Annotated in this window: 20 protein-coding genes; 13 read left to right on the forward strand and 7 right to left on the reverse strand. The window is 68.6% G+C overall.

All coding sequences use genetic code 11. The features are described 5' to 3' along the window. The first annotated feature begins 16 nt into the window (after positions 1-16). Complete coding sequence (locus tag DPV79_RS22345; RefSeq protein WP_113046487.1) at positions 17-949, forward strand: ABC transporter substrate-binding protein; 933 nt, start codon at positions 17-19, stop codon at positions 947-949. A 105-nt stretch (positions 950-1,054) separates the two neighbouring features. Here DPV79_RS22345 and DPV79_RS22350 read toward each other — a convergent pair whose 3' ends face one another. After that, on the reverse strand, positions 1,055-2,149 hold the full coding sequence (locus tag DPV79_RS22350; RefSeq protein WP_113046488.1) for an LLM class flavin-dependent oxidoreductase: 1,095 nt from the start codon (positions 2,147-2,149) through the stop codon (positions 1,055-1,057). Positions 2,150-2,201: 52 nt separating this feature from the next. Continuing rightward, on the reverse strand, positions 2,202-3,113 hold the full coding sequence (locus tag DPV79_RS22355; RefSeq protein ID WP_049117255.1) for an ABC transporter substrate-binding protein: 912 nt from the start codon (positions 3,111-3,113) through the stop codon (positions 2,202-2,204). A gap of 355 nt (positions 3,114-3,468) precedes the next feature. On the opposite strand from DPV79_RS22355, the gene DPV79_RS22360 reads away from it, so the two are divergent. The 3 genes from DPV79_RS22360 (at position 3,469) to DPV79_RS22375 (ending at position 6,770) form a co-directional block, all read left to right on the forward strand. Continuing rightward, positions 3,469-4,386 (forward strand): alpha/beta hydrolase family protein, encoded by a 918-nt coding sequence (locus DPV79_RS22360; RefSeq protein WP_113046489.1) that lies wholly within the window; start codon positions 3,469-3,471, stop codon positions 4,384-4,386. After that, entirely contained in the window at positions 4,383-4,814 is a 432-nt protein-coding gene (locus tag DPV79_RS22365; RefSeq protein ID WP_027791650.1) for a MarR family winged helix-turn-helix transcriptional regulator, read from the forward strand. Before DPV79_RS22360 ends, DPV79_RS22365 begins: the two co-directional genes overlap by 4 nt. Positions 4,815-5,300: 486 nt before the next feature. Next, positions 5,301-6,770 carry a sialidase family protein gene (locus DPV79_RS22375; RefSeq protein ID WP_021162134.1) on the forward strand — a complete coding sequence of 490 codons (1,470 nt, stop codon included), beginning with the start codon at positions 5,301-5,303 and terminating at the stop codon, positions 6,768-6,770. Between the two features lie 63 nt (positions 6,771-6,833). Here DPV79_RS22375 and adhP read toward each other — a convergent pair whose 3' ends face one another. Further along, positions 6,834-7,862, reverse strand: coding sequence for an alcohol dehydrogenase AdhP (adhP, locus tag DPV79_RS22380; RefSeq protein WP_113046490.1), 1,029 nt, complete (start codon positions 7,860-7,862; stop codon positions 6,834-6,836). Between the two features lie 420 nt (positions 7,863-8,282). Between adhP and DPV79_RS22385 the strand changes: the two genes are divergently transcribed. The 3 genes from DPV79_RS22385 (at position 8,283) to otsA (ending at position 14,454) form a co-directional block, all read left to right on the forward strand. After that, complete coding sequence (locus DPV79_RS22385) at positions 8,283-10,361, forward strand: TonB-dependent receptor (RefSeq protein WP_244321798.1); 2,079 nt, start codon at positions 8,283-8,285, stop codon at positions 10,359-10,361. A gap of 468 nt (positions 10,362-10,829) precedes the next feature. After that, positions 10,830-12,449 carry a methyl-accepting chemotaxis protein gene (locus DPV79_RS22390; RefSeq protein ID WP_113046492.1) on the forward strand — a complete coding sequence of 540 codons (1,620 nt, stop codon included), beginning with the start codon at positions 10,830-10,832 and terminating at the stop codon, positions 12,447-12,449. Positions 12,450-13,047: 598 nt separating this feature from the next. Continuing rightward, positions 13,048-14,454 carry an alpha,alpha-trehalose-phosphate synthase (UDP-forming) gene (gene otsA / locus DPV79_RS22395; RefSeq protein ID WP_113046493.1) on the forward strand — a complete coding sequence of 469 codons (1,407 nt, stop codon included), beginning with the start codon at positions 13,048-13,050 and terminating at the stop codon, positions 14,452-14,454. A gap of 7 nt (positions 14,455-14,461) precedes the next feature. On the opposite strand, the gene DPV79_RS22400 is transcribed toward otsA, so the two are convergent. After that, a complete protein-coding gene (locus DPV79_RS22400; RefSeq protein ID WP_113046494.1) occupies positions 14,462-14,929 on the reverse strand; it encodes an OsmC family protein in 468 nt (155 codons plus the stop codon). Between the two features lie 82 nt (positions 14,930-15,011). Then, positions 15,012-16,994, reverse strand: coding sequence for an ATP-dependent zinc metalloprotease FtsH (gene ftsH, locus DPV79_RS22405; protein ID WP_113046495.1), 1,983 nt, complete (start codon positions 16,992-16,994; stop codon positions 15,012-15,014). Positions 16,995-17,475: 481 nt separating this feature from the next. Between ftsH and DPV79_RS22415 the strand changes: the two genes are divergently transcribed. After that, a complete protein-coding gene (locus DPV79_RS22415) occupies positions 17,476-19,134 on the forward strand; it encodes an acid phosphatase (RefSeq protein ID WP_059588828.1) in 1,659 nt (552 codons plus the stop codon). Positions 19,135-19,263: 129 nt separating this feature from the next. Here DPV79_RS22415 and DPV79_RS22420 read toward each other — a convergent pair whose 3' ends face one another. Continuing rightward, positions 19,264-20,760 carry an FAD-dependent oxidoreductase gene (locus tag DPV79_RS22420; protein WP_113046496.1) on the reverse strand — a complete coding sequence of 499 codons (1,497 nt, stop codon included), beginning with the start codon at positions 20,758-20,760 and terminating at the stop codon, positions 19,264-19,266. 291 nt (positions 20,761-21,051) lie between these two features. Continuing rightward, on the reverse strand, positions 21,052-21,261 hold the full coding sequence (locus DPV79_RS22425) for a hypothetical protein (RefSeq protein ID WP_027791660.1): 210 nt from the start codon (positions 21,259-21,261) through the stop codon (positions 21,052-21,054). A 460-nt stretch (positions 21,262-21,721) separates the two neighbouring features. On the opposite strand from DPV79_RS22425, the gene DPV79_RS22430 reads away from it, so the two are divergent. The 5 genes from DPV79_RS22430 to DPV79_RS22450 are packed head-to-tail and all read left to right on the forward strand — an operon-like array spanning position 21,722 to position 25,639. After that, entirely contained in the window at positions 21,722-22,138 is a 417-nt protein-coding gene (locus DPV79_RS22430; RefSeq protein ID WP_113046497.1) for a nuclear transport factor 2 family protein, read from the forward strand. Positions 22,139-22,141: 3 nt separating this feature from the next. Beyond that, positions 22,142-22,999 carry an SDR family NAD(P)-dependent oxidoreductase gene (locus DPV79_RS22435; protein WP_113046498.1) on the forward strand — a complete coding sequence of 286 codons (858 nt, stop codon included), beginning with the start codon at positions 22,142-22,144 and terminating at the stop codon, positions 22,997-22,999. Between the two features lie 40 nt (positions 23,000-23,039). Further along, entirely contained in the window at positions 23,040-23,798 is a 759-nt protein-coding gene (locus tag DPV79_RS22440; protein WP_027791663.1) for an SDR family oxidoreductase, read from the forward strand. 37 nt (positions 23,799-23,835) lie between these two features. Beyond that, the gene (locus DPV79_RS22445) at positions 23,836-24,672 is read left to right on the forward strand and encodes an SDR family NAD(P)-dependent oxidoreductase (protein ID WP_113046499.1); all 837 of its coding nucleotides are present in this window, start codon (positions 23,836-23,838) and stop codon (positions 24,670-24,672) included. A gap of 58 nt (positions 24,673-24,730) precedes the next feature. Continuing rightward, the gene (locus DPV79_RS22450) at positions 24,731-25,639 is read left to right on the forward strand and encodes an NAD-dependent epimerase/dehydratase family protein (protein WP_060319411.1); all 909 of its coding nucleotides are present in this window, start codon (positions 24,731-24,733) and stop codon (positions 25,637-25,639) included. The last annotated feature ends 56 nt before the right edge of the window (positions 25,640-25,695 follow it).

Consider the following 25,695-nt stretch of genomic DNA (forward strand, 5'->3'; position numbering starts at 1 on the left):
CCCGAGGGGCCGCACGATGACCGACCGACGCCAGTTCATGACCGCCGCGCTGGTCGCGGCAGCGGGCTTGCCGTGGCGCGCGGCGCATGCGGCCACCGCGACGGCCGACCTCGACCCGCGCCAGGCGGGCCGCGTGCGTGCCGAACGCGACGACGCGGCGATCCGCGCGGCAGCCGGCTACCGCTGGGTGCGCGACGACGCGTTCACGGTCGCGATTTCACCGCACGCGCCGCCCGTGTCGACCTACGCGACCGACGCGCGCACCGTGGTCGGCGCCGATCCCGACTATGCGCAGCTCGTCGCCGACGCGCTCGGCCGCACGCTCGTGCTGGTGCCGATCGCATGGGCCGACTGGCCGCTCGGGTTGACGTCCGGCAAGTACGACGCGGTGATCTCGAACGTCGGCGTGACCGAGAAGCGCAAGGAGAAATACGATTTCACGACCTACCGGCTCGGGCTGCACGGCTTCTACGTGCGCACCGGCAGCCCGATCGCGAGGATCGCCGAGCCGAAGGACATCGCCGGCCTGCGCATCATCACGGGCGCGGGGACGAGCCAGGAGCGCATCCTCCTCGAGTGGAACAGGCGCAACGTGGCGCAGGGGCTGAAGCCGGCCGAGCTGCAATATTTCGACGACGATGCGGCGTCGCGCGTCGCGCTGCTGTCGGGCCGCGCCGATGCCGAACTGAACCCGAACGCGTCGCTCGCTTACGAGGCCGCGCGCACCGGCAAGATCCGCCGTGTCGGCGTCGTCAATGCGGGCTGGCCGGCCAACGCCGACGTGGCGATCGCGACCCGGCGCGGCAGCGGGCTCGCGCCCGCGCTGACGCTGGCGACGAACGCGCTGATCGGCAGCGGCCGCTACGGACAGGCGCTCGCGCGCTGGGGTTTGCAGAGCGAGGCGATCGCGCGGGCGGAAACCAATCCGCCGGGATTGCCGTCGTTCTGAAAGCTATCGATACTCGACCACCCGAATGACATCGCCCCGGCATCCCTCAACGGGAATGCCGGGGCGAATCGAAGCAGCCTCCTGCGTCGCAACGACGCGATGCGCCTACGCAGGCACCGCCGCGTGATGCCGGTCGAGCTCCGCGACCTGCGCATGAATCGCCGGAATCAGGTGACGCCCGTAATCGAGCGCATCGTCGAGCGGATCGAACCCGCGAATCAGGAACGTCGAAACGCCGAGCCGGTAATACGCCCCGAGCGCACGCGCGACCTGCTCGGGCGTGCCGACCAGCGCGGTCGAATTCCAGCGCGCGCCGGTCAGGTTCGCGACGCCCATCCACAGCCGCTCGTCGAGCACGTCGCCCTGCGCGGCGGCGGCCATCAGCCGTTGCGAGCCCGCGTTTTGCGGCGCGTGGCCGTCGATCGGCTGGCCGTTCGCGAGCCGCGCCGCGCGCACGCGCTCGCGGATCGCCTCGGCCTTCTCCCACGCGGCCGCCTCGGTATCGGCGACGATCGGCCGGAACGACACGCTGACGCGCGGCGCACGCCCGAACGGCGCGGCGGCCGCACGCACGCGCGCGATCTGCTCGCGCACCGACGCGAGCGGCTCGCCCCACATCATGTAGACATCGGCATGCTCTCCCGCCACCGCCAGCGCGGCCGGCGACGAGCCGCCGAAATAGATCGGCACATGCGGCCGTTGCGCGCCCTTCACGAGCGGCGACGCGCCGCGCAACCGGTAGAACGCGCCATCGTGGTCGACCGGCGCATCGGCCTGCCAGATCCGTTTCAGCACGTCGAGATACTCGCCGGTGCGGCGATAACGCGCGTCATGCGGCACGAAATCGCCGTCGCGCTGAAGATCGGCATCGTCGCCGCCCGACACGACGTTCAGCGCGAGCCGGCCGCCGCTGAACACGTCGAGCGTCGCGATCTGCCGCGCGGCGGCCGACGGCACGATCACGCCCGGCCGGTGCGCAAGCAGGATGCGGATGCGTTCGGTCGCGGCGGCCGCGAACGACGCGACGATGAAGCCGTCCGCCGCGTTGCTGAAGTGGCCGACCAGGATCTGGTCGAAGCCGGCGGCCTCGTGCGCCTGCGCGAAGCGGCGCACGTAGTCGGGCTGGACGGCGGCGCCGCCCGGTACGTCGACCTCCGCGCCGGGCGTCGCGGTGATCATGCCGATGATGTCGACGGGCATGTCGAGGGTCCTTCTCGTTGTCGATCGGAAATGGCTGCGCGCTGCGGCACGCTCACTGCGCGGCGGCCGTCTTCTGCGCGGGCGCGGCGAACGCGCCCGCATACGAGCGGTCGAGCAGCTTCGCCGTGTCGTACGCGGTCGGAATCACGCCGGCCTTGTGCAGGAAGTCGGCGGTGTTCTGCGCATCCTTCGCGGCCGTGTCGTCGACGGGGCCCACGCGCTGGTGCGCATTGTTGAGCCAGCGGTACGCGACGTCCGGCTCGAGCTTCGCGCGCTTCGCCCACAGGTCGGCATACTCGCGCGGATGGCTGTCGACCCACTGGCGTGCGGCCACCACGCGCTTCAGGAAATCGGTGATCTCGGCGCGCTTGCCCGTTGCGGCCTGCTCGTTCGCGGCGACGAAGCTCAGCGCGGGCATCAGTCCCTGCGCGGTCGTCACGGGCCGGGCGCCCTGCCGCAACGCGAGCGTGCTGACGAACGGCTCCCACAGCGACACGGCGTCGACCGAGCCGTTCGCGAGTGCGTTGGTCGCATCGATCGGCATCAGGTACGCGTACTTGACGGAATCCGCGCGCAGGCCGGCGTGTTCGAGCGCGCGCAGCACGAGCTGCTGGCTCCATGCGCCGCGCCAGACGGCAATGGTCTTGCCCTGCAGGTCGGCGACGGTGCGCACCGGCGAGTTCTTCGGCACGAGGATCGCAACGCCGTCGAGGCTCTGCCGCGACACCGCGACGACTTTCACCGGCGCGCCGCGCGCGGCCAGCGTGAGCAGCGCGGAATCGCCGAGGAAGCCGACGTCGATCGCGTTGCCGTTCAGGCTTTCGGCGACGGGCGCGGCGGCCTGGAAGTGCTTCCACTCGATCGTGTAAGGCAGGTCCTTCAGCACGCCGGATGCCTCCATCGACGCCTGGATGTTGAAGTAGTTCTGTTCACCGACGCGCAGCGTGACGGTGTCTTTGGCCATGCCTGGCTGCGCGGCAAGCGCCAGCAAGAGTGCCGTGACGATTCGGCTCAGCAACGTGATCTCCCGGAAGGTTGGCGGGCGCCCGCGCGATCGCGGCGCCACGTGATCCGCCGTGCCCGGCGGCCGGCGGAACGGATGGAACCGGTGAAGATACGTCGATCCGCACCATGAAACAAACGCAATATTCTTCTATGCAAAGATGCAAATGTTTTATGACATGACCGGTATCGCCGGATGCCGCCCGCCGCCCGTCCGGGAGCCCGGTTCGAATGAATCCTCGACAGATATTTCGTGCGCGAAATAAATCCCGGACTATATTTCGCATACGAAATAACCATCCGGAACGAGGACGGCCATGACCTCCCAACCCATCGAGTTTTCCGCCGCCGACGGCTACGCTTTGCACGGCACGCTGTGGTCGCCGGACGCGGCGCCGCGCGCGCTGGTGCTGATCCATCCGGCGACGGCCGTGCCGGAGCGGCTGTATGCGGGCTTCGCACGCTTCCTGACCGAGCGTGGTTTCGCCGCGCTCACCTACAACTATCGCGGCATCGGTGCATCGCGGCCCGCGCGCCTGGGTGCGCTGCAGGCCCGCATGCGCGACTGGATGGAGCTCGACGTGGGTGCCGCGACCGCGTGGGCACGGCAGGCCTATGAAGGGCTGCCGCTGCTGGCGGTCGGGCACAGCGTCGGCGGGCACGCGATCGGGCTGTCCGCCGCCACGCCGCACCTGCGCGCGGCCGTGCTCGTCGCCGCGCATGCGGGCAGCACACGATTGATCACGCGGGCGGCCGAACGCCTGAAGGTACGGCTGATCCTGCGTGTGCTCGGCCCGCTGATGTCGGCGCTGCTCGGCTACGTGCCCGGCAAGCGGCTCGGGCTCGGCGAAGACATGCCGGCCGGCGTGTTCCGCGAATGGAGCCGCTGGACGACGCTGCCGCATTATTTCTTCGACGATCCGACGCTCGGCGCGGCCGAGCGCTTCGCGAAGCAGCAGTTGCCGATTCTCGCGCTCGGCTTCGACGACGATCCGTGGGCGAACCCGGCCGCGATCGGCCTGCTGGTAAGCTATCTGACCCGCGCGCCGGTCGAACGCCGCCAGATCGATCCGCGCGCGGCGGGCAGCGGCCCGGTCGGGCACATGGGCTTCTTTCGCAGTCGGCCCGGCACCGTGCTGTGGCCCGACGTGGCCGACTGGCTCGCGCGGGCACTCGACGCACCACGCACCGCGGGCCGCCCCTCCCTTTCCATTGCAGCCGGGAACCCAGCTTGAGCGAAGACCGACGACTGTTTTTCATGTTGAACATCGGCCAGCGGCGCGTGCAGCGCTGGATCGACCGCAAGGCCGAAACCGAGACGCGCGCGAGCGCCGCGCAGGCCGGTGCACTGTTCTGTCTCGCGAAGCAGGACGGCGCGCTGATCGGCGAAGTCGGCGCCGCGCTGCAGCTCGCGCCGTCCGCGATGACGGGCCTCGCCGACCGCATGGCAAAGGCCGGCCTCATCACGCGTCACGCCGATTCGGACGACGGCCGCGCAACGCGGCTGTACCTGACCGACGACGGCCAGGCGGCGCTCAAGCGCGCACGCGTGCTGCTGCGCGAGCTGAACGGCAAGCTGTGCGACGGGTTTTCCGATGCCGAACTCGACGTCGTCGCGCGCTGGCTGCACGCGTTGCAGGATCGCTTTCCGGCCGAACGCTGAACCGCGCCGACCGCGCACCGCATCGGCACGAATCCGCGTAATCGATAGCGATTCCGATTCGTGCCTTCGATTCGCGCCTTCGATTCGTTTATTCGATTCGGTTTCCGAACTTTCCGGCGGAAAATCTTGCGTCCCGGAAGCGCTGTTTCGGCAACGCTTTCCGGCTACGTACTGTTACAAAAAATCGCCTCCCGCGCCGCATACCGATCGCCTACATTCAATCCACTTCGACGCATTCGCCGTATGCACGGACTGGCCTTCCCGTCGCGTCCGCCTCCGTGGACGCACCCGACAAGCAATGAAAACGAAGAGGTGTCTTGACCGACGTGCTGGCGGCATCCAGCACACGCGGATTGCGATGACCGAAACGGCTTCCTGAACGACACGATCCGACGCGCGGCACGGCATTCGTTGCCGCCGCGTACCGGTGCGCGACGTGCCGCTCGATGCCCGCCATCGCCACCGCACGTCAACGAGGAGCTGTCCATGCGACGTTCGACCGTATCCCACCCGCTTGTCACCGGCCTGCCCCGCCTCACCCGCCTGTCCGCCGTGGCGGCCGTGGCAATGGCCGCCGCCGCGGCCGCGCACGCCGACCCCGTGGTCGTGTCCGGCCCGAGCCCGTTCGCCGCCTGCACCATCGGCGGACCCGGCACGAACTACGTGAACGCCGAGGTCGAACCGTGGCTGTCGGTCAACCCGGCGAACCCGATGAACATGATCGGCGTGTGGCAGCAGGACCGCTGGTCGAACGGCGGTGCCCACGGGCTCGTCGCCGGCTACACGTTCGACGCGGGCGCGACCTGGGCCCGCACGCCGCAGCCGTTCAGCGCATGCGCGCCGGGCGGGCTGAAGTACGAGCGCGCGTCCGATCCGTGGGTATCGTTCGGGCCGGACGGCACCGCGTATTCGGTATCGATCTCGTTCAACCAGTCGAACAATGCCAACGCGGTGGCCGCGTCGGTGTCGACCGACGGCGGGCAGACCTGGAGCAGCCCGGCCGTGCTGATCGCCAACGACGAACCGACGACGCAGTTCTTCAACGACAAGGAATCGGTGACGGCGAACCCGGTGAAGGCCGGCACGGCCTACGCGGTGTGGGACCGCCTCGAGCTGCCGAACGGCAACCCGTACGCGAACCTGCACACGCACGCCTACCGCGGGCCGACGCTGTTCTCGAAGACGACCGACGGCGGCAAGACATGGAGCGCCCCGAAGGTGATCGTCAACGTGCCGTCGCGTCAGCAGACGATCGGCAACCAGATCGTCGTCGATCCGAAGAGCGGCACGCTCTACGACTTCTTCGACCTGATCCAGCCGCCGTTCAGCAAGGCGGCCGGCAAGGTCGCGTTCATCAAGTCGACCGACGACGGCGCGACGTGGACGAAACCGCAGGTGATCGCGGGGCTGCAGACGGTCGGCGTCACCGATCCGAACACCGGCGAGCCCGTGCGCACCGGCGACATCATTCCGGAACCCGCGATCGATCCGGCCTCGGGGCAGCTCTACGTGGTGTGGCAGGACAGCCGCTTCAACGGCGGCACGTATGACGAGATCGCCGTATCGACGTCGAAGGACGGCGGCGCGACGTGGAGCACGCCGCAGCAGTTGAATACGCCGACCGGGCGCCCTGCGTTCAATCCGTCGGTGCGCGTCGACAACACGGGCGCCGTGATGGTCACCTACTACGACTTCCGCGACCTGCAGGCCGGCAACACGACGACGCTGCCGACCGGTTTCTGGCGCAAGATCTCGCATGACGGCGGCACGACGTTCGCCGACGAGCGGCGCGTCGGCGGCCCGTTCGACCTGAAGCTCGCGCCGAACGCGGAAGGCTTCTTCATCGGCGACTACCAGGGGCTCGACGTGATGCCTTCGTCGTCGTTCCACCCGTTCTTCGTGCAGACCAACGCGGGCAACCTGACGAACCGCACCGACGTGTTCTTCGCGCCGTGATGCACGCGTGAGCGCAGCGCTGCCGCGACGTCCGTCGCGTCGCGGCAGCGGGCCGAATGCGCGTCAGTGCATGTCGGTGAGCACGATGCGACCGTCGACTTTCCCTTCGCGCAGCCGCGCGAATATGTCGTTGATGTTGCCGAGCCGGTCGCGATGGATATGCGCGCGCACCAGCCCGTCCGCCGCGAAATCGAGCGACTCCTGCAGGTCGCGCCGCGTGCCGACGATCGACCCGCGCACCGTGATGCCGTTCAGCACGCTCGAGAAGATCGGCAGCGGGAAATCGCCCGGCGGCAAACCGTTGAGCGCCACCGTGCCGCCGCGCCGCACCATCCCGAGCGCCTGCGCGAACGCGCTGCGCGACACCGCCGTGACGAGCACGCCATGCGCGCCGCCGATTTCCTTCTGGATCACTTTCGCGGGATCGTCGATCGACGCATCGATCGTCAGCTGGGCACCCAGCTCGCGCGCGAGTGCGAGCTTGTCGGGCGAGATGTCGACGGCCGCGACGTGCAGGCCCATCGCACGCGCGTATTGCACGGCCACGTGGCCGAGCCCGCCGATACCGGAAACCGCGAGCCACTGGCCCGGGCGCGTATCGGTGACGCGAATGCCCTTGTAGACCGTGACGCCCGCGCACAGGATCGGCGCGATCTCGTCGAACGCGACCTGCGCCGGCAGATGGCCGACGTAGTCGGGATCGGCCAGCACGTATTCCGCATAGCTGCCGTTGACCGAATAGCCGGTGTTCTGCTGCCCGTGGCAGAGGGTTTCCCAGCCGGTGTGACAGTACTCGCAGTGGCCGCATGCGGTGTAGAGCCAGGGCACGCCGACGCGGTCGCCCTCGCGCACGTGCGTGACGCCCGCGCCGACCGCCGCGACGACACCCACGCCTTCGTGTCCGGGAATGAACGGCAGCGACGGCTTCACGGGCCAGTCGCCGTCGGCTGCGTGCAGGTCGGTATGGCAGACGCCCGACGCCTTGATGTTGACGAGGATCTGGCCTGGGCCCGGCGTCGGGATCGGCACTTCCTCGATGCGCAACGGTTCGCCGAACGCGTGCACCACGGCCGCTTTCATGGTTTGAGTCATGCGTCGCTCCTGTCTGGTCGATGACCGCGCCAGTATCCGGGCTCGAAACCGGAACACATTGATACGCGTCAACGGGGCGGGAATCGTGCGCGCCGGTGGCGGATTCATGGTGGGACGCGTGGCGCAAACCGCCGCTGCGCCGCCGGGTCGACGGCCCGCCTCTGCTTTCGCAGCCATTTCAGCCGTTTGTCGGAAACCCTGTGGCAGGCGGCCGTTTTGCTTGGAATTTGAAATGATATAACATATCATTTCGTGATCTCGCCCACCTGAAACCGTTTCATCCGGGTGGCCGGGTTACGCCGAGTCATATCCAGACGGGTCACTGCGCGCCGCAGACGCAACAATATATCGTATCCAGCCGTGACCCGCATGGCTCGCCTTCCGATCGGATTCCAATTCATTCCAACTGATTCACCGACCATGCGCGACCTCCCTCGTCTACCGCTTCGCCCGCTCTCGCCCGTCTCGCTGATGCTGTTCGCCGCCGTCGCGCACGCGCAGGCCGATGCGCCCGCGTCGCCTGCACCGACGCAAACCACTGCGCTCGCGCCGATCTTCGTGACCGCGAACCCGCTCGGCGACACCGACCTGATCTCGCCGACCGCGCAACTGTCCGGCGACGCGCTGACGCGCCGCCAGGCCGATTCGCTCGGCGAGACGCTGAACGGGCTGCCCGGCGTGTCGACCACCACCTACGGGCCGATGGTCGGCCGCCCGATCATCCGCGGGATGGACGGCGACCGGATCCGGTTGCTGCAGAACGGCGTCGCGGCCTACGACGCGTCGTCGCTGTCATACGACCATGCGGTGCCGCAGGATCCGCTGTCGATCGAGCGCGTCGAAATCGTACGCGGGCCGGCCGCGCTGCTGTACGGCGGCAATGCGGTGGGCGGCGTCGTCAACACGATCGACAACCGGATTCCGCGCGAGGCGATCGAAGGCGTGACGGGCGCGCTCGACGCGCGCTACGGCGGCGCCAATTCGGTGCGCGCGGGCGCCGCGCAGGTCGAAGGCGGCAACGGCCGCTTCGCGTTCCATGTCGACGCGTTCGACCGCGAAACGAGCAAGCTGCGGATTCCCGGCTATGCGCGCAGCAGCCAGCAACGCGCGATCGACGGCCCCGACACGCCGCAACCGTACGGCAACGTGCCGAACAGCGACGGCCGCGTGCATGGCGGCGCGGTCGGCGCGTCGTACACGTGGGCCGACGGGTTCGCGGGCCTGTCGTACAGCGGCTACGAGTCGAACTACGGCTCCGTCGCCGAGGACGACGTGCGCCTGCGGATGCGCCAGGAACGGCTCGCGCTCGCCTCCGAGATACGCAACCTGAGCGGCCCGTTCACGAAGCTGAAATTCGACTTCGCGTACACCGACTATCGCCACAAGGAAGTCGACAACGGCGAGACGGCCACCACCTTCCGCAACCGCGGCTACGAGGCGCGCATCGAGGCGCGGCATCGCAGGATCGGCCCGTTCGAAGGCGCGATCGGCGTGCAGTTCGGCCAGAACACGTTCTCGGCGCTCGGTGACGAATTGCTCGTGCCGTCCACGCGCACGAACAGCGTCGCGCTGTTCGGTCTCGAGGAATGGCAGGTCGTCCCGGCGCTCAAGCTGAGCCTCGGCGGGCGCTTCGAGCACGTGAAAGTCGATCCCGATCCGGCCGGCGTCGAGAAATTCGCGGGCGCGCAGCCGCGCGACTTCAATGCCGGCAGCGTCTCGGCCGGCGCGCTGTTCTCGCTGACGCCCGTGTGGTCGGTGGCGGCCAACGTCGCATACACCGAACGCGCGCCGACCTTCTACGAGCTGTATTCGAACGGCCCGCACGATGCGACCGGCCAGTTCCTGATCGGCAACCCGAACGCATCGAAGGAAAAGGCCGTGTCGACCGACCTGTCGCTGCGCTACGCGAGCGGGCCGAATCGCGGCAGCGTCGGCGTGTTCTACAACCGCTTCTCGAACTACCTGACCGAGTACAACACGGGCCGCGTGGTGAACGACGACGGCGAACCGGTCGCGCCCGGTACCGACGGTTCGCTCAACGAGGCGATCTACCGTGGCGTGCGCGCCGAGTTCTACGGCATCGAGCTGGACGGCAAGTGGCGCGCCTTCGCGCGGCGCGGCCATACGGTCGACCTGGAGCTGACGGCCGACTACACGCACGCACGCAACGTCGATACGGGCCAGCCGCTGCCGCGCATCGCGCCGCTGCGCGCGACGCTCGCGGCCGACTACGGCTTCGGCCCGTTCGGTGCGCGCGCGCAGGTCACGCATGCGTGGTCGCAGCATCGCGTGCCCGACAACGACTTTTCGACGGACGGCTACACGTCGCTCGGCGTGATGCTGACCTACAGGTTCCGCGTCGGTGCGACGCACTGGCTCGCGTACCTGCGCGGCGACAACCTGACGAACCAGGAAATCCGCTATTCGACCTCGGTCGTGCGCGGCCTCGCGCCGGAAGGCGGCCGCAGCGTGATGGCCGGGTTGCGCACCACGTTCTGACCCTCTCATGGCCCGCGGCGCCCGCCGCGGGCCGCCTTGCGGCGCCTCCACTCCGCCACGAATTTCCGCTTTCCGGACAATTCCGCCCATCGCGCATACATACCGACGACGCGCACCGGTTCCCTCCCCAATTAGAGCGCGACGGAATTTCGTTTTATTCACCCATAAATAGAAACCAATTCATCAGACAATTATTAGCAAAAATATCTCTTTTGCCTCGCCCGATAAAACCGGTTTCAAATTCCACGTATAAACCTTTGAATCACGGGCGCCTCGGTTCTTTCTGCCCGGGTTCGAGCAAACCCGCCCGAAAAGGATTCCAGCGCTAAAAAAACTAATATCAGGGTTTTCGAAGGGTAAAGAATCATTCCGTATACCCGTTAATGCCGGCACGAGCCCGTATCTGGTCGAACAATAAATTCAATTCACCAACCACACGCGCAGGGGCACAACGTGAATATCGCCAGAATGAGCATCAAGACAAAACTCCTCGGCGGCTTCGGCCTGCTCGCCGCGGTCGTCGTGATCGTGTCGGGCGTGGCACTCAAGGCGCTATCCGATACGAACGCCGAGTTTTCCCGCTACATGAACGGCATCAACGCGCGGGCGAACCAGTCCGCGCAAATCCGAACCGCGGTCGACCGGCGCGCGATCGCCGCGCGCAACATCGTGCTCGTGACCAAACCGTCCGATCTCGAGTTCGAACTGGCCGAGGTGAACCAGGCGCACAAGGACGTGCAGGAACATCTCGCGAAGCTCAAGGAGATGATGGCGAACGCGACCGACACCTCCGATCGCGCGCGCGAACTGGTGGACAACATCGCCCGCATCGAATCCAGCTACGGGCCCGTCGCGCTGCGTATCGTCGGGCTCGCGCAGGCCGGCAAGAAAGAAGAGGCGACCGCGGACATCGACGACAACTGCCGCCCGCTGCTCGCGCAGCTCGTGCGTGCGACCGATGCCTACGCGACCTATACGCATGAACGCGAACTCGCGATCGCCCGGCAATTCGCGGATCGTTATGCGATGGAGCGCAACCTGCTGGCCGGCATCTGCCTGATCGCGGTCGCGCTCGCGGCCTGCGGCAGCCTGTGGCTGACGCGCAAGATCACGGTGCCGATCGGCTCGGCCGTGGACGTCGCGCGCACGGTCGCGAACGGCGATCTCGGCAGTCGCATCCACGTCAGCGGCAATGACGAGACCCGCGACCTGCTCGAAGCGCTGCGGACGATGAACGAGCGGTTGATCGGCATCGTCGGCCGCGTGCGCGATTCATCGAACAGCATCGCGCATGCCGTGAGCGAGATCGCGTCGGGTAACCTAGACCTGAGCCAGCGCACCGAGGAACAGGCCGCGTCGCTGCAGGAAACCGCCGCGACGATGGAGGAATTCACGTCGACGGTGCGGCTGAATGCCGAGAACGCGCAACAGGCGAGCGCGCTCGCCGCGAATGCGTCGGATGTCGCGCATCGCGGCAGCTCGGTGGTCGGCCGCGTGGTCGACACGATGACGGAAATCGGCCAAAGCTCGTCGAAGATCGCCGACATCACGGGCATCATCGAAGGCATCGCGTTCCAGACCAACATCCTCGCGCTGAATGCGGCGGTCGAAGCCGCGCGGGCGGGCGAACAGGGCCGCGGCTTCGCGGTCGTGGCGAGCGAGGTGCGCAGTCTCGCGCAACGCTCGTCGACGGCGGCAAAGGAGATCAAGGAACTGATCACCGCGTCGGTGCAGACGATCCGCGACGGCTCGGCGCTCGCCGGCGAAGCCGGCAAGACGATGTCGGACGTCACGCAGGCCGTCGCGCGCGTGACGGACATCATGGGCGAGATCGCGGCCGCGTCGGCCGAGCAGAGCCGCGGCATCGACCAGGTGAACCTGACGATCACGCAGATGGACGAGACGACCCAGCAGAACGCGGCGCTCGTCGAGCAGGCCGCGGCCGCATCGAAGTCGCTCGAGGCGCAAGGTCGCGAGCTGTCCGAAACGGTTGCCGCGTTCCGGATGCCGTCCGGCACGCACGTGACGTCGTCGGGCACGCACGCGCAAGAACCCGCCGCGCATCACTGGCAACCGGCCGCCGCGTAGCAGATACCGCAAGGAGACGACGATGCGCACGCTGATTCGCCGGTCTGCCTGCGTCACGCTTGCGCATACCGCGCGATGGGCCGTGCATCGTCACCGTCCGGCTCGATCCGTTCGCACGCGCGCGTCGCACGTCTCCTTTTCCGGTTCGCGGCACGCGCGCGTGTAGCTCGCGCATCGGCGCAGCCGCGTCGTCGCCGGTCGTTTCTACCGACCGGCGCGGCATCGTGCGCCTATCCGGAAACGCGCATCGTCACGGACGATCGCGCGCGATGCCCGTCCTCCGCATGCCGTCGCGCACGCCGCGATTGCAGCGTTGCGCAAGTTTCGATCCCGGCCATGTATCGCGTGTTGCCACACCGGCGGCATGGAGATAACGCCGCGTTCGCACGCACGTCGCTCGCCGACGCAGACTTTTAAAACGAACGAATGACGAGTATGCTTAAAAAAGCACTCCGCGTTCGGACGGCGAATCGCGTGCCCTGACTCCCGTCCGATCGTATTGCGGCCCCATCGCTTCGCACACCGCGTGCCGATGGCGGCGTCAGCTTCTCGCGCCACGGCCGCACGAACCTTCCCCCAACAATCGTCAGGAGAGCTGGTGAGCCGACTCGTCGTCGTATCCAATCGCATTGCAGATCCCCGTAAAGCCGCAGCCGGCGGGCTCGCCGTTGCCGTGAAAGACAGCCTGCAGGAATCCGGCGGCGTCTGGTTCGGCTGGAGCGGAAAGCTGCGCGGCAGCGACGACCAGCCCGCGCATGGCGACGACGTGCAGATCCAGAACGTCGGCGGCATCCAGCTCGCGACGATCGATCTCGACCCGCAGGACTACGACGCCTACTACCTCGGTTATTCGAACAACGTGCTGTGGCCGGTGTTTCACTACCGGCTCGATCTCGCGCAGTTCGACCGCCGCTTCGCCGACGGCTACCGGCGCGTGAACCAGTTGTTCGCGCGCAAGCTGCGCACGCTGCTGCGTCCCGACGACACCATCTGGGTCCACGACTACCAGCTGATTCCGCTCGCCGCCGAGCTGCGCGCGATGGGCTGTACGAATCCGATCGGTTTCTTCCTGCACATCCCGATGCCGCCGCCGCCGATCATGGCCGCGATCCCGGAACACGAATGGCTGATGCGCTCGCTGTTCGCATACGATCTCGTCGGCTTCCAGACCGAGTCGGATCTGCTCCACTTCGAGCATTACGTCGAAGCGGAAGCCGGCGCCGCGCGGCTGCCCGACGGCCGGCTGCGTGCATTCGGCCGCACGCTCTCGGCCGGCGCGTTCCCGATCGGCATCAACGTCGACGAATTCGAGGCGCTCGCGCGCGACCGCGACGGCCTCGACATGTTCGAGCGGATGCGCGACGAATATTCGCGGCGCCAGTTGCTGGTCGGCGTCGACCGGCTCGATTACACGAAAGGGCTGCCGCAGCGCGTGCATGCGTTCCGCGAGTTGCTCGAACAGTATCCGGAGAACCGCGACCGCGCGACGCTGATCCAGATCGCCGCGCCGAGCCGTGAGAATCTCGGCGCATACGACGACCTGCGGCGCGAGATGGACAGCCTGTGCGGCGCGATCAACGGCGACTACGGCGAACTCGAATGGATGCCGATGCGCTACATTCACCGCACCGTCGCGCGCAAGCGCCTGCCGGGCCTCTATCGCGCGAGCCGCGTCGCGCTCGTCACGCCGCTGCGCGACGGGATGAACCTCGTCGCGAAAGAATTTCTCGCCGCGCAGGACGCGGCCGATCCGGGCGTGCTCGTGCTGTCGCGTTTTGCCGGCGCGGCCGAGCAGCTGAAGTCGGCGCTGCTCGTCAATCCATACGACACGCAAGGCACCGCGCAGGCGATCCAGCGTGCGCTCGCAATGCCGCTCGAGGAGCGCCGCCAGCGTCATGCGGCGCTGATGACGATCTTGCGCAAGACCGACGTGCACTGGTGGCGCACGCGCTTTCTCGACGCGCTCGCCGAAGCGGCCGAAGTCGCGGCCGCGGCCGAATCCTGACGCGCGCTCACGCGTCCGTCGCCGCGTATTCGAGCGCCGCGCCGCTCACATCGCACAGGTCGACCGACACCGGAATGCCTTCTCGCAGGCTCTCCGTCAGCACGCAGTACGCATCGAACTGATCGAGCACGCGCGTCGCCGCCGCGAGATCGGCCCACGTCCTGCCGATCGACAGCCGTACCGACATCGCGCCCACGCGCACCCTGCCCGCTTCGTTCTGCACCATGTCGACATCGATGTGTGCGGCAATCGGCTGCGGATCGACATGCTGCTTTTCCAGCGCGAACAGCAGGCTCGCCGCGAGACAGGTCGCGACCGCCGCGGCCAGCAACCGGATCGGGTTCGGCCCGCGTCCTTCGCCGAGCGGCGGCGGTTCGTCGGTGAGCACCGGCGACAGCGTCGTGCCGGGAAACACCACTTCGAAACAGAAGCGCGCCTGCTGCGCGACATCGACCGATATGTGCGCCTCGCTCATGGCGACTCCGCGCGGATCAACTGGGAAAGGAATGCCGGCACGCAGTCGCATCGATGCGCGCCGCCCGCAGGTCGCGGCACCTTCAGCGCTCGGGTTCGCGTGGCGGCCCGTATGCGACGAAATCGCGCTCGACTGCGGACGCGTGCTCCGTTTCGATCGCGCCGCCGCGTGCGCCGGCTTCATCGTCCGGTGCCGGTGCAGCCGGCGCCGCGGACGACGGTTCGACGCGCCCGTCGATCAGCGCCTGCAGCGCTTCGCGCTCGAGCACCTCGGATTGCAGCAGCCGTCGCGCGATGCGTTCGAGCGCATCGCGGCGTTCGCCGAGCGTCATCGCGACCCGCGCATGCGCGTCGGCGAGCAGCGTGCGCACCTCGTCGTCGATCATCCGCGCGGTGTGCTCGCTGCAGCGCCCGTCGCCCGCATGCCACGCGCCGGGCATGCCCTGGCGCACATCGCCGTCGTCGAACGTCGCGAGCCCGATCTTCTCGCTCATCCCGTACTGCATGACCATGTGGCGCGCCATCGCGGTCGCGCGTTCGAGATCGTTCTGCGCGCCCGTCGACACGTCGCCGAACACGAGCTCCTCGGCAACGCGCCCGCCGAGCAAGGCATCGATCCGGTCGAGCAGTTCGCTCCGGCGCAACACGTAGCGATCCTCGGTCGGCACCTGCTGCGTATAACCGAGCGCCGCCACGCCGCGCGGAATGATCGACACCTTCTTCACCGGGTCGCAATGCGCGCGGCTTTCCGCGACGAGCGCATGGCCGGCCTCGTGATACGCGATGGTCAGCTTCTCCTGCGCGTTCATCACGCGGCTCTTGCGTTCGAGGCCCGTCAGCGCGCGATCGATCGCCTCGTCGAAGTCGGCCATCCCGATCGCCGGCTTGCCGAGTTCGGCCGCATGCAGCGCGGCCTCGTTGACGACGTTCGCGAGATCGGCACCGACGAAGCCCGGCGTGCGCGATGCCAGCTCGCCGAGATCGACGTCCGCCGCGAGCTTCACGCGCTTCACATGCACGCCGAGAATCTGCCGGCGGCCGTTCACGTCGGGCCGGTCGATCGCGATGTGGCGATCGAAGCGGCCCGGCCGCAGCAGCGCGGGATCGAGGATCTCCGGCCGGTTCGTCGCGGCCATGATGATCACGCCGGAGCCGGCCTGGAAGCCGTCCATCTCGACGAGCAACTGGTTGAGCGTCTGCTCGCGTTCGTCGTTGCCCGACATCGGGCCGACGCCGCGCACCTTGCCGAGCGCGTCGAGCTCGTCGACGAACACGATGCACGGCGCCTTCTGCTGCGCCTGCTCGAACAGGTCGCGCACGCGCGCCGCGCCGACGCCGACGAACATCTCGACGAACGCCGAGCCGCTGATCGAAAAGAACGGCACGGCCGCCTCGCCGGCCACCGCGCGCGCGAGCAGCGTCTTGCCGGTGCCGGGCGCGCCGACGATCAGCACGCCCTTCGGGATCTTGCCGCCGAGCCGCTGGTAGCGTTCGGGGTTGCGCAGGAACGCGACGATCTGCTGCAGTTCGGCCTTGGCTTCGTCGATGCCCGCGATATCGTCGAACGTGATGCCGGTTTCCTGCTGCACGTACACGCGCGCGCGGCTCTTGCCCATCCCGGTGAAATCCTGCAGCCCGCCGCGCTTGCGCAGCATCATGTTCCAGATGAACACGAACAGCACGAGCGGCAGCAGCCACGAGGCAAGCGATGCCATCCAGCTCGTGTCGGGCGCGCCGTGATAGCGGATGCCGGCCGCGGTCAGCGTGTCGGTCAGGTGTTCGTCGCTCACGCGGTTGGTCGTGAACCGCCACGGCGCGCCGGCCTGCTGCACGGCCGAGGCGTCGGACGCCGGCAGCATCGCGCCGGCCTGCGGCATCTTCAGCGTGCCCGTGATCGATGCGGGGCCGACTTCGAGATCGTCGACGAGCCGTGCGGCGACGAGCCGGTGGAAATCGCTGTACGCGATCGACGCCGACGACGGACGCAGCATCAGCAACTGCGCGGCGAACAGCACGAAGAAGCCCGCCGCGATCAGCAATCCCGGGTAGTCGAATTTCCTGTCCATGGCATCCGGCCGGACGTGCGCGCGACGCTACGCTGCGCTGCCGCGGCACGGCGGACGTGCGTGGCTGTGCGCGCAGTGCGCGCAGCCCGCGCGCGGCGTCGGCGGCCATGCGGCAGCGGTAGTCATGCGTGCCATCTCGCCTCGCTCCTGCGCATCAACGATGCCGCGACAACGCCGTCGGCCGGCATCGCCGGGCAATCCTCGCCCGGGCGGCACGCCGCGACGCGCCGCCCCTGAATCAAGTCTAGTTCGCGCGAGTGCGTCGCGCATCGCTCGCGGCGCGACGGGAATCGTCCGACAAACACCTTTCATCCGCCCCCGTTGCCGCGTTATAGTCGCGTTCGTGACATTTTTGTGACAGATGCATCGCACGCGCCGATACGCCATACGGGCCGTTGCCTTCCATCGTTGGGCACGGCAGCCGGTGCGGCACCGCCGTGCATCACGCCCCGTCCACCCGCCCATTCGAGGAACCCACGACGTGAACGACACCCCCGATCGCCCCGACGACCTTCCTGCCGATCCCGACCGCCGCCGCGTGCTCGGCGGCCTTGCCGCGCTCGGTGCGGGTGTCGCGCTCAGCGGCTGCGAAACCACCGGCGCGCCGCGTTCCGCCGCCGATCTGCGCGTCGACGAAGCGTTGCGCCAGCGCGTGCGGCACATCGTCGTGATCTACGCGGAAAACCGCAGCTTCGCGAACCTGTACGGCGATTTCCCGGGCGTAAGCCATCCGCTGAGCGAGGTGCGGCCCGAGCACGCGCAGCAGCTCGATCGCGACGGCAAGACGCCGTTGCCCGTGCTGCCGAAGATCTGGGGCGGGCTCGTGCCGCAGGCGCAGGAAGTGGACGGCAAGCGCTACGCGATCGCCGAGCGCGACATCGACAAGCTGCCGAACGCGCCGTTCCGGATCACGGACGCGCAGGGCAAGCCGCTGCCGAACGGCGTGATCACGCGCGACCTGTGGCACCGCTTCTACCAGAACCAGATGCAGATCGCGGGCGGCCGCAACGACCAGTTCGCCGCGTGGGCCGATTCGGGCGGTCTCGTGATGGGCCATTACCGCAATTCGGCCGACACGCTGCGGCTGTGGAACCTCGCGCGGCAATACACGCTGTGCGACAACTTCTTCATGGCGGCCTTCGGCGGTTCGTGGATGAACCACATGTTCCTGATCTCCGCGCAGCCGCCGCTGTATCCGGACGCGCACAAGCATCCGCATGCGGCGAAACTGCTGTCGAAGGTCGAAGGCGACGATCCGGCCGGTACGCGCCTGAAGCTCGCCGACGATTCGCCCGCGTCCGCGCTCGACGGCCCGCCGAAGTTCGCGGGCGACGGCCCGCTGACGCCGGACGGCTATGGCGTGAACACGATGGCGCCGCCGTACCAGCCGAGCTACGTGCCGCCGCCTGACCCGGGCAACGCCGCGTATGCGGACCCGGCCGACCATCGCGTGATGCCGCCGCAGGGTTATGCGACGATCGGCGATCGCCTGTCGGAAAAGAACATCGACTGGGCGTGGTACAGCGGCGCATGGCAGTACGCGCTCGAGCATCGCGACACGGGCACCGTGCCCGATTTCCAGTACCACCACCAGCCGTTCAACTATTTCGCGAACTACGCGCCCGGCACCGAGGCGCGCAGCAAGCACCTGCGCGACGCCGGGCTCGGCGACGAGCCGTCGACCAACCACTTCATCGCCGACATCGACGCGGGCCGACTGCCGGCCGTCACGTTCTACAAGCCGCAGGGTAACCTGAACATGCATGCGGGTTATGCGGACATCGAATCCGGCGACCGTCACATCGCGACGGTGATCGACCATATCCGGCGCGGACCGCAATGGGACAACACCGTGATCGTGATGACGCACGACGAGAACGGCGGCTGGTGGGATCACGTCGCGCCGCCGGTGGGCGACCGCTGGGGCCCCGGTTCACGGATTCCGGCGCTCGTGATCTCGCCGTTCGCGAAGAAGGGTTTCGTCGATCACACGCTGTACGACACGAACTCGATCCTGCGCTTCATCAGCCGCGTGCACGGGCTCGCGCCGCTCGACGGCGTGGTCGCGCGCAACAAGGCGTTCGCCGCGCGCGGCGCGACGCCGCCGGGCGACCTCACGAACGCGCTCGACCTCGGCTGACGGCGGGTTGGCCTGGTTGGCGGCTGAGCGGCTGAACCGCTCAAGCACCTGGGCACTTGGGTACCCGAAACGACGACGCCCCGGGCAAGACGATTGCCCGGGGCGTCGTTCATTTCCACCCTGCCAACGCTACGCGGCGTTGCGCAGCGCGTCGCACCCCGCCTGCGCGGCGTGACGGCCGGCCTGCCGGCCGAAGAACGTCGCGTCGGCCAGCGACAACCCCGAGCTGTACCCGGCGCCCCAGCGCGGCAGCCCGCAGGTCGTGCGGCCGGCCGCATAGAGCCCCGGCACCGGCGCGCGCGTCGCGTCGACCACCTGCCCGGTCGGCAGCGTGTCGAGCCCGCCGAGCGTGAAATGCGGATAGAACGCGTAGTCGATCCGGCAATCGAGCGCGACGAACGGCGGCTCGATCAGCGGCTGCAGCCATTTCTCCGCCTTGTGGAACAGCGGATCGGCGCCTTCGGCAGCATGGCGGTTGTAGACGTTGACAGTCGCCGTCAGCGTGCCGGCCGGCATCTGCAGGTCGCGTTCGACTTCCTCCCACGTTTCGCCGGCCGCCGCGATGCCGATCCGCGCAATCGCGGGCGGCTCGCGGTACGTCGCCTGGTCGACGAGCAGGTAGATGCGGTCGCCGGCCTGGTGGAACGCGTGATGACCCGTGCGGCCGTGATAACCGTCCTCGTTGATGAAGCGCTGGCCGCGCGCGTTCACGAAGATTCCCCGGATCAGCGATTCGGGTGCATAGAACGGCAGGCTGACGAAGCCCTGGTCCATGTGGATCGCCGCGCCGCCCGCGCTCTGGCCGAGCAGGATGCCCGAGCCGTCGTCGCCGGGGCTGCCGATCGGCTCATCCGAGCGCAGGAACTGCGGCGCATGGCGGCGCACCATGTCGCGATTCATCGCGAAACCGCCCGCGCACAGGATCACCGCGCGACGCGCACGCACGCATGCCGTCTCGCCATACGCGCGCAGCACGACGCCTCGCACCGCGCCATCGTCGTCGACGATCAATGCGAGCGCGCGCGTGTCGTAACGCGTCGCGACGCCGAGCGCCGCCACGCGTTCGGCCAGCACCCGCATCAGCATCTGCCCGCCGCCCCAGCCCGGCCATTGCGGCGTGTGCCCGCGCGGGCACGGCTTCGCGGCCTCGCTGAACGGCCAGGCTTCCTCGCTGCCCGACCAGATCAGGCAATCGTCGGTCTCCGGTTCGACGATCCGCTCGGCAATGAACGTGTTCTTGTACGTGAGGCCCTGCGCGACGAGCCAGTCGTGATGCGCCAGGCTTTCGTTCGCGTAGAGCCGCACCTTCGCCTCGTCGGCGTCGCGCCCGCCGGCCAGCATCAGGTAGCGGTACAGATCCTCGGTGTCGTCGGTAAAGCCGGCCTGCCGCTGTGCGGGCGTGCCGCCGCTGCCGCCGAGGTAGATCTCGCCGCCCGACAGCGCGCTCGTGCCGCCGTAGCTCGACGCGCGCTCGACGATCAGCGTGTCGGCGCCGGCGCGCGCGGCTTCGATCGCCGCACAGGCGCCGGCCGCGCCGAAGCCGACGATCACGACATCGTGTTCGGCATCCCAGCGATGCACGTCGCGAATGTTCAGGGGGTGAGTCAGGGAATAGTCGGATGACATGAGGAATGGGTCAGCGTGTAGGAAACCTGAGGGAAGCGATGGAAAGCCGCGGACGCGGTGAGGGCCGACAGGCGGCCCGTTGCCGACGTTGCCGCCGCAATGCCTGAATGCCGGATCGGGCGTGCGACGGTGCGCGTGCACGACGCACGCGTCCCGTGCCCGGTTGAAGCCGCGACCCGCATCAAACGGGATCGGCCCGCGCGATGATTACGACGTGGTCGGGCGAAGGGCGTTGGTACGCCATCGCGCCGCCACGGCTGCCGGCCTGCGCGGCGCGTAGCCGCGCGGACGTCACATGCCGCGCAGCGCGGCGAAACCGAAGTGCGACGGATCGATCGGCACGCAGCCGGCCGGCAGCCCGTTCGCGTCGACCGAGCGGCATTGCAGGATGCCGGCCGCATACGGCGGCGACGGAACCTGATCGGCGCCGTATCGCGCCATCGCCATGGCAGCGAACGTGCCCATCGCCAGTACGCATAGCTTGCGAGTCGTCAGTCTCATGATCGTCGTCCCCTCCGGTTGTCCGCTGGTGCGGTTCGTGTCCGGCGTGCATCGCATGCGGCACCGGATGACTGCACGGTAGCCAGCGCCCGGCCGCCGGCCATCGTCCATTTCGACTAGGGGCAAACGCTGAGCGGCGGGCGCACGGCGTGTCGCATCGCAGCATCGTGCGCGATGGCTTCGCACACGCGGAGGAGACGCGGCGCGTTGCGCGCCAGTCGCGGCCGGCCACGCCAATCGTCAGACGCCTGTCGCACGCCGGTCGCTGCGCCGCACCATCCGGGCGCGATCGCGCGGCACGCGGCGCCCGGCCCCGGTGTTTTCCCCGACCCTCGCCCTGCTCCGAATGGATGATGAGTCGCCATCGCTCCGATGCGAACCTTCGCCTCGACGTCGCAATGCCGCCGCGTCCGCACTCGCGGCGCGGCCGACTCTTTCCGTTCTTCCACGGGAGCACTGCATGACCGATTCGAATCCCCGCCACGCGCTGTACGAACTGGCGTGCCGCTACGCGCAAGCCGTCGACCGGCGCGACTGGCCGCGACTCACCGCCCTCTTCACGCCCGACGCGCAGCTCGCCGGCCCCGGCTTCCGCTTCGACGATCGCGACGCGATCGTGACGGGCATGCGCGTGATCGAGCGCTACGAAGCGACCCAGCATCACGTGCACAACCAGCTCGTGACGCTCGACGGCGGCGAGGCCGACGTCGAGACCTATGGCGTCGCCTGCCACGTCTACGTGCGCGACGGCGTGAAACGCAAGCTCGACTGGGGGCTGCGCTATCGCGACCGCTGCGTGTTCGACGGCGGCACGTGGCGTTTCGCCGCGCGCATGCTGCACGTCGACTGGTCGCAAGACCTGCCGCTGGAGGGCTGAACGATGCGCACCGCTGCTCCCCTCGACGGCCGCACCGCACTCGTCACGGGCGGCGCCGGCGGCATCGGCGCGGCCTGCGCGCACGCGCTCGTCGCCGACGGCGCGGCCGTCGTGCTGATGGGCCGCCGCCGCGACGCGCTCGAACGCACGCAACGGCAACTGACCGACGCGGTGCCCGGCAGCCGCGTCGCGATCCACGCGGGCGACGCCTGCGACGAAGGCGACCTGCAGGCCGCGCTCGACTGCGCGTGGGCGCTCGACCATCGCCTCGACATCGTCGTGCCGACGGTTGGCGGTGCAGGTTTCCGGCCGCTGCTGCTGCACGACGCCGACACCTTCCGCGCCGAAATCGACCTGAACCTGCACAGCGCGTTCGCCGCGATCCGTCATGCCGCGCCGCGGCTCGCCGACAGCGGCGGCGGCGCGATCGTCTGCATCTCGTCGACGGCCGCGCGAATCAACTTCCGCTGGCTGTCCGCGTACTGCACCGCGAAAGCTGCGCTCGAAGCGCTCGTGCGCGGCGCGGCCGAGGAACTGGCCGGCGCGAAGATCCGCGTGAACGCGGTGCGCCCGGGCCTCACGCGCTCCGAAGCAACGGCGCCGATGTTCGACAACCGCGCGCTCGTCGACAGCTTTCTCGAGCAGATCCCGCTCGGCACGCTCGGCGAACCGGAAGCGATCGCGCATGCGGTGCGCTATCTCGCGGGCCCCGAGTCGGGCTGGGTGACCGGCCAGAGTTTCGCGGTCGACGGCGGCCACGAACTGCGCACCAACCCGCGCGTCGACGACACGATCGCGCAGATCTACGGCACTGCCGCGCTCGACGCGATCAAGGCCGGCTGCGCACCGGGCGCCGCGTGAGCGCCCGCCTTCTTTCAACGTCAAGGGAAAACGACCGACCATGAATCGAGTCGCAAACAAGGTCGCGCTGGTCACCGGTGCGGCAAGCGGCGTCGGCCGCGCGGATGCGCTGCTGCTCGCCGCCGAAGGCGCGCGTGTCGTGCTGACCGACATCGACGAGGATGCCGGCCGCGCGCTCGCACGCGAGATCGGCGACGCCGCACTGTTCGTCCGCCACGACATCGCCGACGAGGACGGCTGGCGACAGGCGATCGCATCGACGCTCGACCGTTTCGGCCGCCTCGACGTGCTCGTCAACAACGCGGCGATCTGCCCGGTCGGCTCGATCGAGGACACGAGCCTCGACACGTGGCGCCGCGTAATGCGCACCAACGCCGACGGCTATTTCCTCGGCTGCAAATATGCGATCGGCGCGATGAAGGGCAACGACACGCCGGGTTCGATCGTGATGATGTCGTCGGTCGCCGCGCTCGGCGGGCTGCCGATGATGTGCGCATACACCGGGTCGAAAGGCGCGGTGACGGCGCTTGCGCGCAGCGTCGCCGTGCACTGCAAGCGCAGCGGTTACCGCATCCGCTGCAACTCGATCCATCCGGACGGGATCTGGACGCCGATGACGCAGGCGCTGATGCCCGATCTCGACCCGGCCGCGCTCGGCATCGGCAGCGATCCGATGGCACGCATGTGCGACCCGCGGGACGTCGCGAATCTCGTGCTGTTCCTCGCGTCCGACGAATCGCGTTTCGTGAACGGTGCGGAGCTGCGGATCGACAACGCGCAACTGGTGTCGTCGCTGTGACGCGACGCACTGCCCTCCCGTTCAAAGGAGTTCATCGATGATTTCATTCAACGGCAAGACCGTGCTGGTCACCGGCGGCGGCGCGGGCATCGGCCGCGCATGTGCGGAAGCGTTCGGCGCGGCCGGCGCGCGCGTCGCGGTAGCCGAGATCGACCCGGCCCGCGCACAGGACGTGCGCCAGGCGCTCGAGGCGGCGGGCGTCGACGCGCTCGTCGGCACCGTCGACGTCACGCACCGCGACCAGGTCGATGCGTTCGCACGAACCGTCGACGCGCGCTTCGGCGGCCTCGACGTGCTCGTCAACAATGTGGGCGACTTCCTGCAGATCGCGAAACCGTTCGACGACTGCACCGACGACGACATCGCGCGGCTGTTCGACGCGAACCTGCGCCAGGTGTTCGTCGTCACGCGCGCGATGCTGCCGTTGCTGCGCAAGCGCGGCGCGGGCGGCAGCATCGTCGGCGTGTCGTCGATCGAAGGCTTTCGCGCCATTCCGAACTGCACCGTGTACGCGTCGTTCAAGGCCGCGCTGACCGGCTTCACGAAAAGCCTCGCGCTCGAACTCGGGCCGGCCGGTATTCGCGTGAACCAGATCGCCCCCGAAACCACCGAGACGCCGCAGGTGCCCGTCAGCGCGATGGTCGCGGCCGAGCATCGCGAGCACATCCCGCGCTGGATCCCGCTCGGGCGCTTCGGCACGGCCGGCGATATCGCGGGGGCCGCGCTGTACCTCGCGAGCCCGCTCGCCGCGTGGGTCACCGGCACGACGCTGCATGTCGACGGCGGCGCGCTCGCGGCGGCCGGCTGGTATCGCGACCCGAACGGCTTCTGGACCAACATGCCCGTCGTCACGGGCAACGGCTTCAATTTCTGAGCGGCACCGCCCGCCTGTTCATTTCACGCGGCACGACAGCGCCGCTACCGGAGACACCATGAAGATCCTGATCGTCGGCGGCACCGGCCTCATCGGCGGCCATGCCGCGCTGCACCTGCACGCGCAGGGCAATCCCGTCACGCTCGCCGCACGCAAGCCACCCGCCCCCGGCAGCGCACTCGCGCAGTTCGACGTGCTGCTGCGCGACTACGTGGCCGGCAACTTCACGCGCGACGATCTCGCGCCGTTCGACGCGGTGGTGTTCGCGGCCGGCAACGACATCCGCCACCTGCCGCCCGGCACCGACGAAGCCGCGCACTGGGAGCGCGCGAACGTCGACGCGGTGCCGCGCTTTTTCGCGCTCGCGCGCGACGCGGGCGTGAAGCGCGCGGTGCTGGTCGGCAGCTTCTATCCGCAGGTCGCGCCGGCGCTCGTCGACACGGTGCCGTACGTGCGCTCGCGCCATCTCGCCGACGAACGTGTCCGCGCGCTCGCGACGCAGTCGTTCGCCGTCTGCAGCGTCAACGCGCCGTTCGTCGTCGGGTCGGTGCCGGGGCTGCGCAACGAGATGTTCGCTGCCTACACCGGCTATGCGCAAGGCCAGTTCGCGGGGCTGCCCGTGTTCGGGCCGGCCGGCGGCAGCAACTTCATCTCGACGCAATCGCTGTCGGAAGCGATCTGGGGCGCGCTGCAGCGCGGCGAAGCAGGCAAGGCCTACCTCGTCGGCGACGAGAACCTCAGCTTCGCCGACTACTTCGCGGCCTTCTTCCGCGCGGCGGGCAATCCGCGGGACGTCCCGTCGCTCGACCAGGAGCATCCGCTGTTGCCCGACATCGCGATCTACACGGGGCGCGGCAACGTCGTGTCGTACGAGCCCGATCCCGCCGACAGCGCGCTGCTGCGCTACCGGCGCGGCGATGTGCAGCGTGCGGTCGATGAAGTCGTTGCGCATTGCCGCGCGCAGTAGGCAAACGGCGCGTGTGCGGCGCGGATGCAAAAACGTCCCGCCGCCGGCAACGAATG

This window comes from Burkholderia reimsis (genome assembly GCF_003294055.1).
Taxonomy (GTDB): Bacteria; Pseudomonadota; Gammaproteobacteria; order Burkholderiales; family Burkholderiaceae; genus Burkholderia; species Burkholderia cepacia.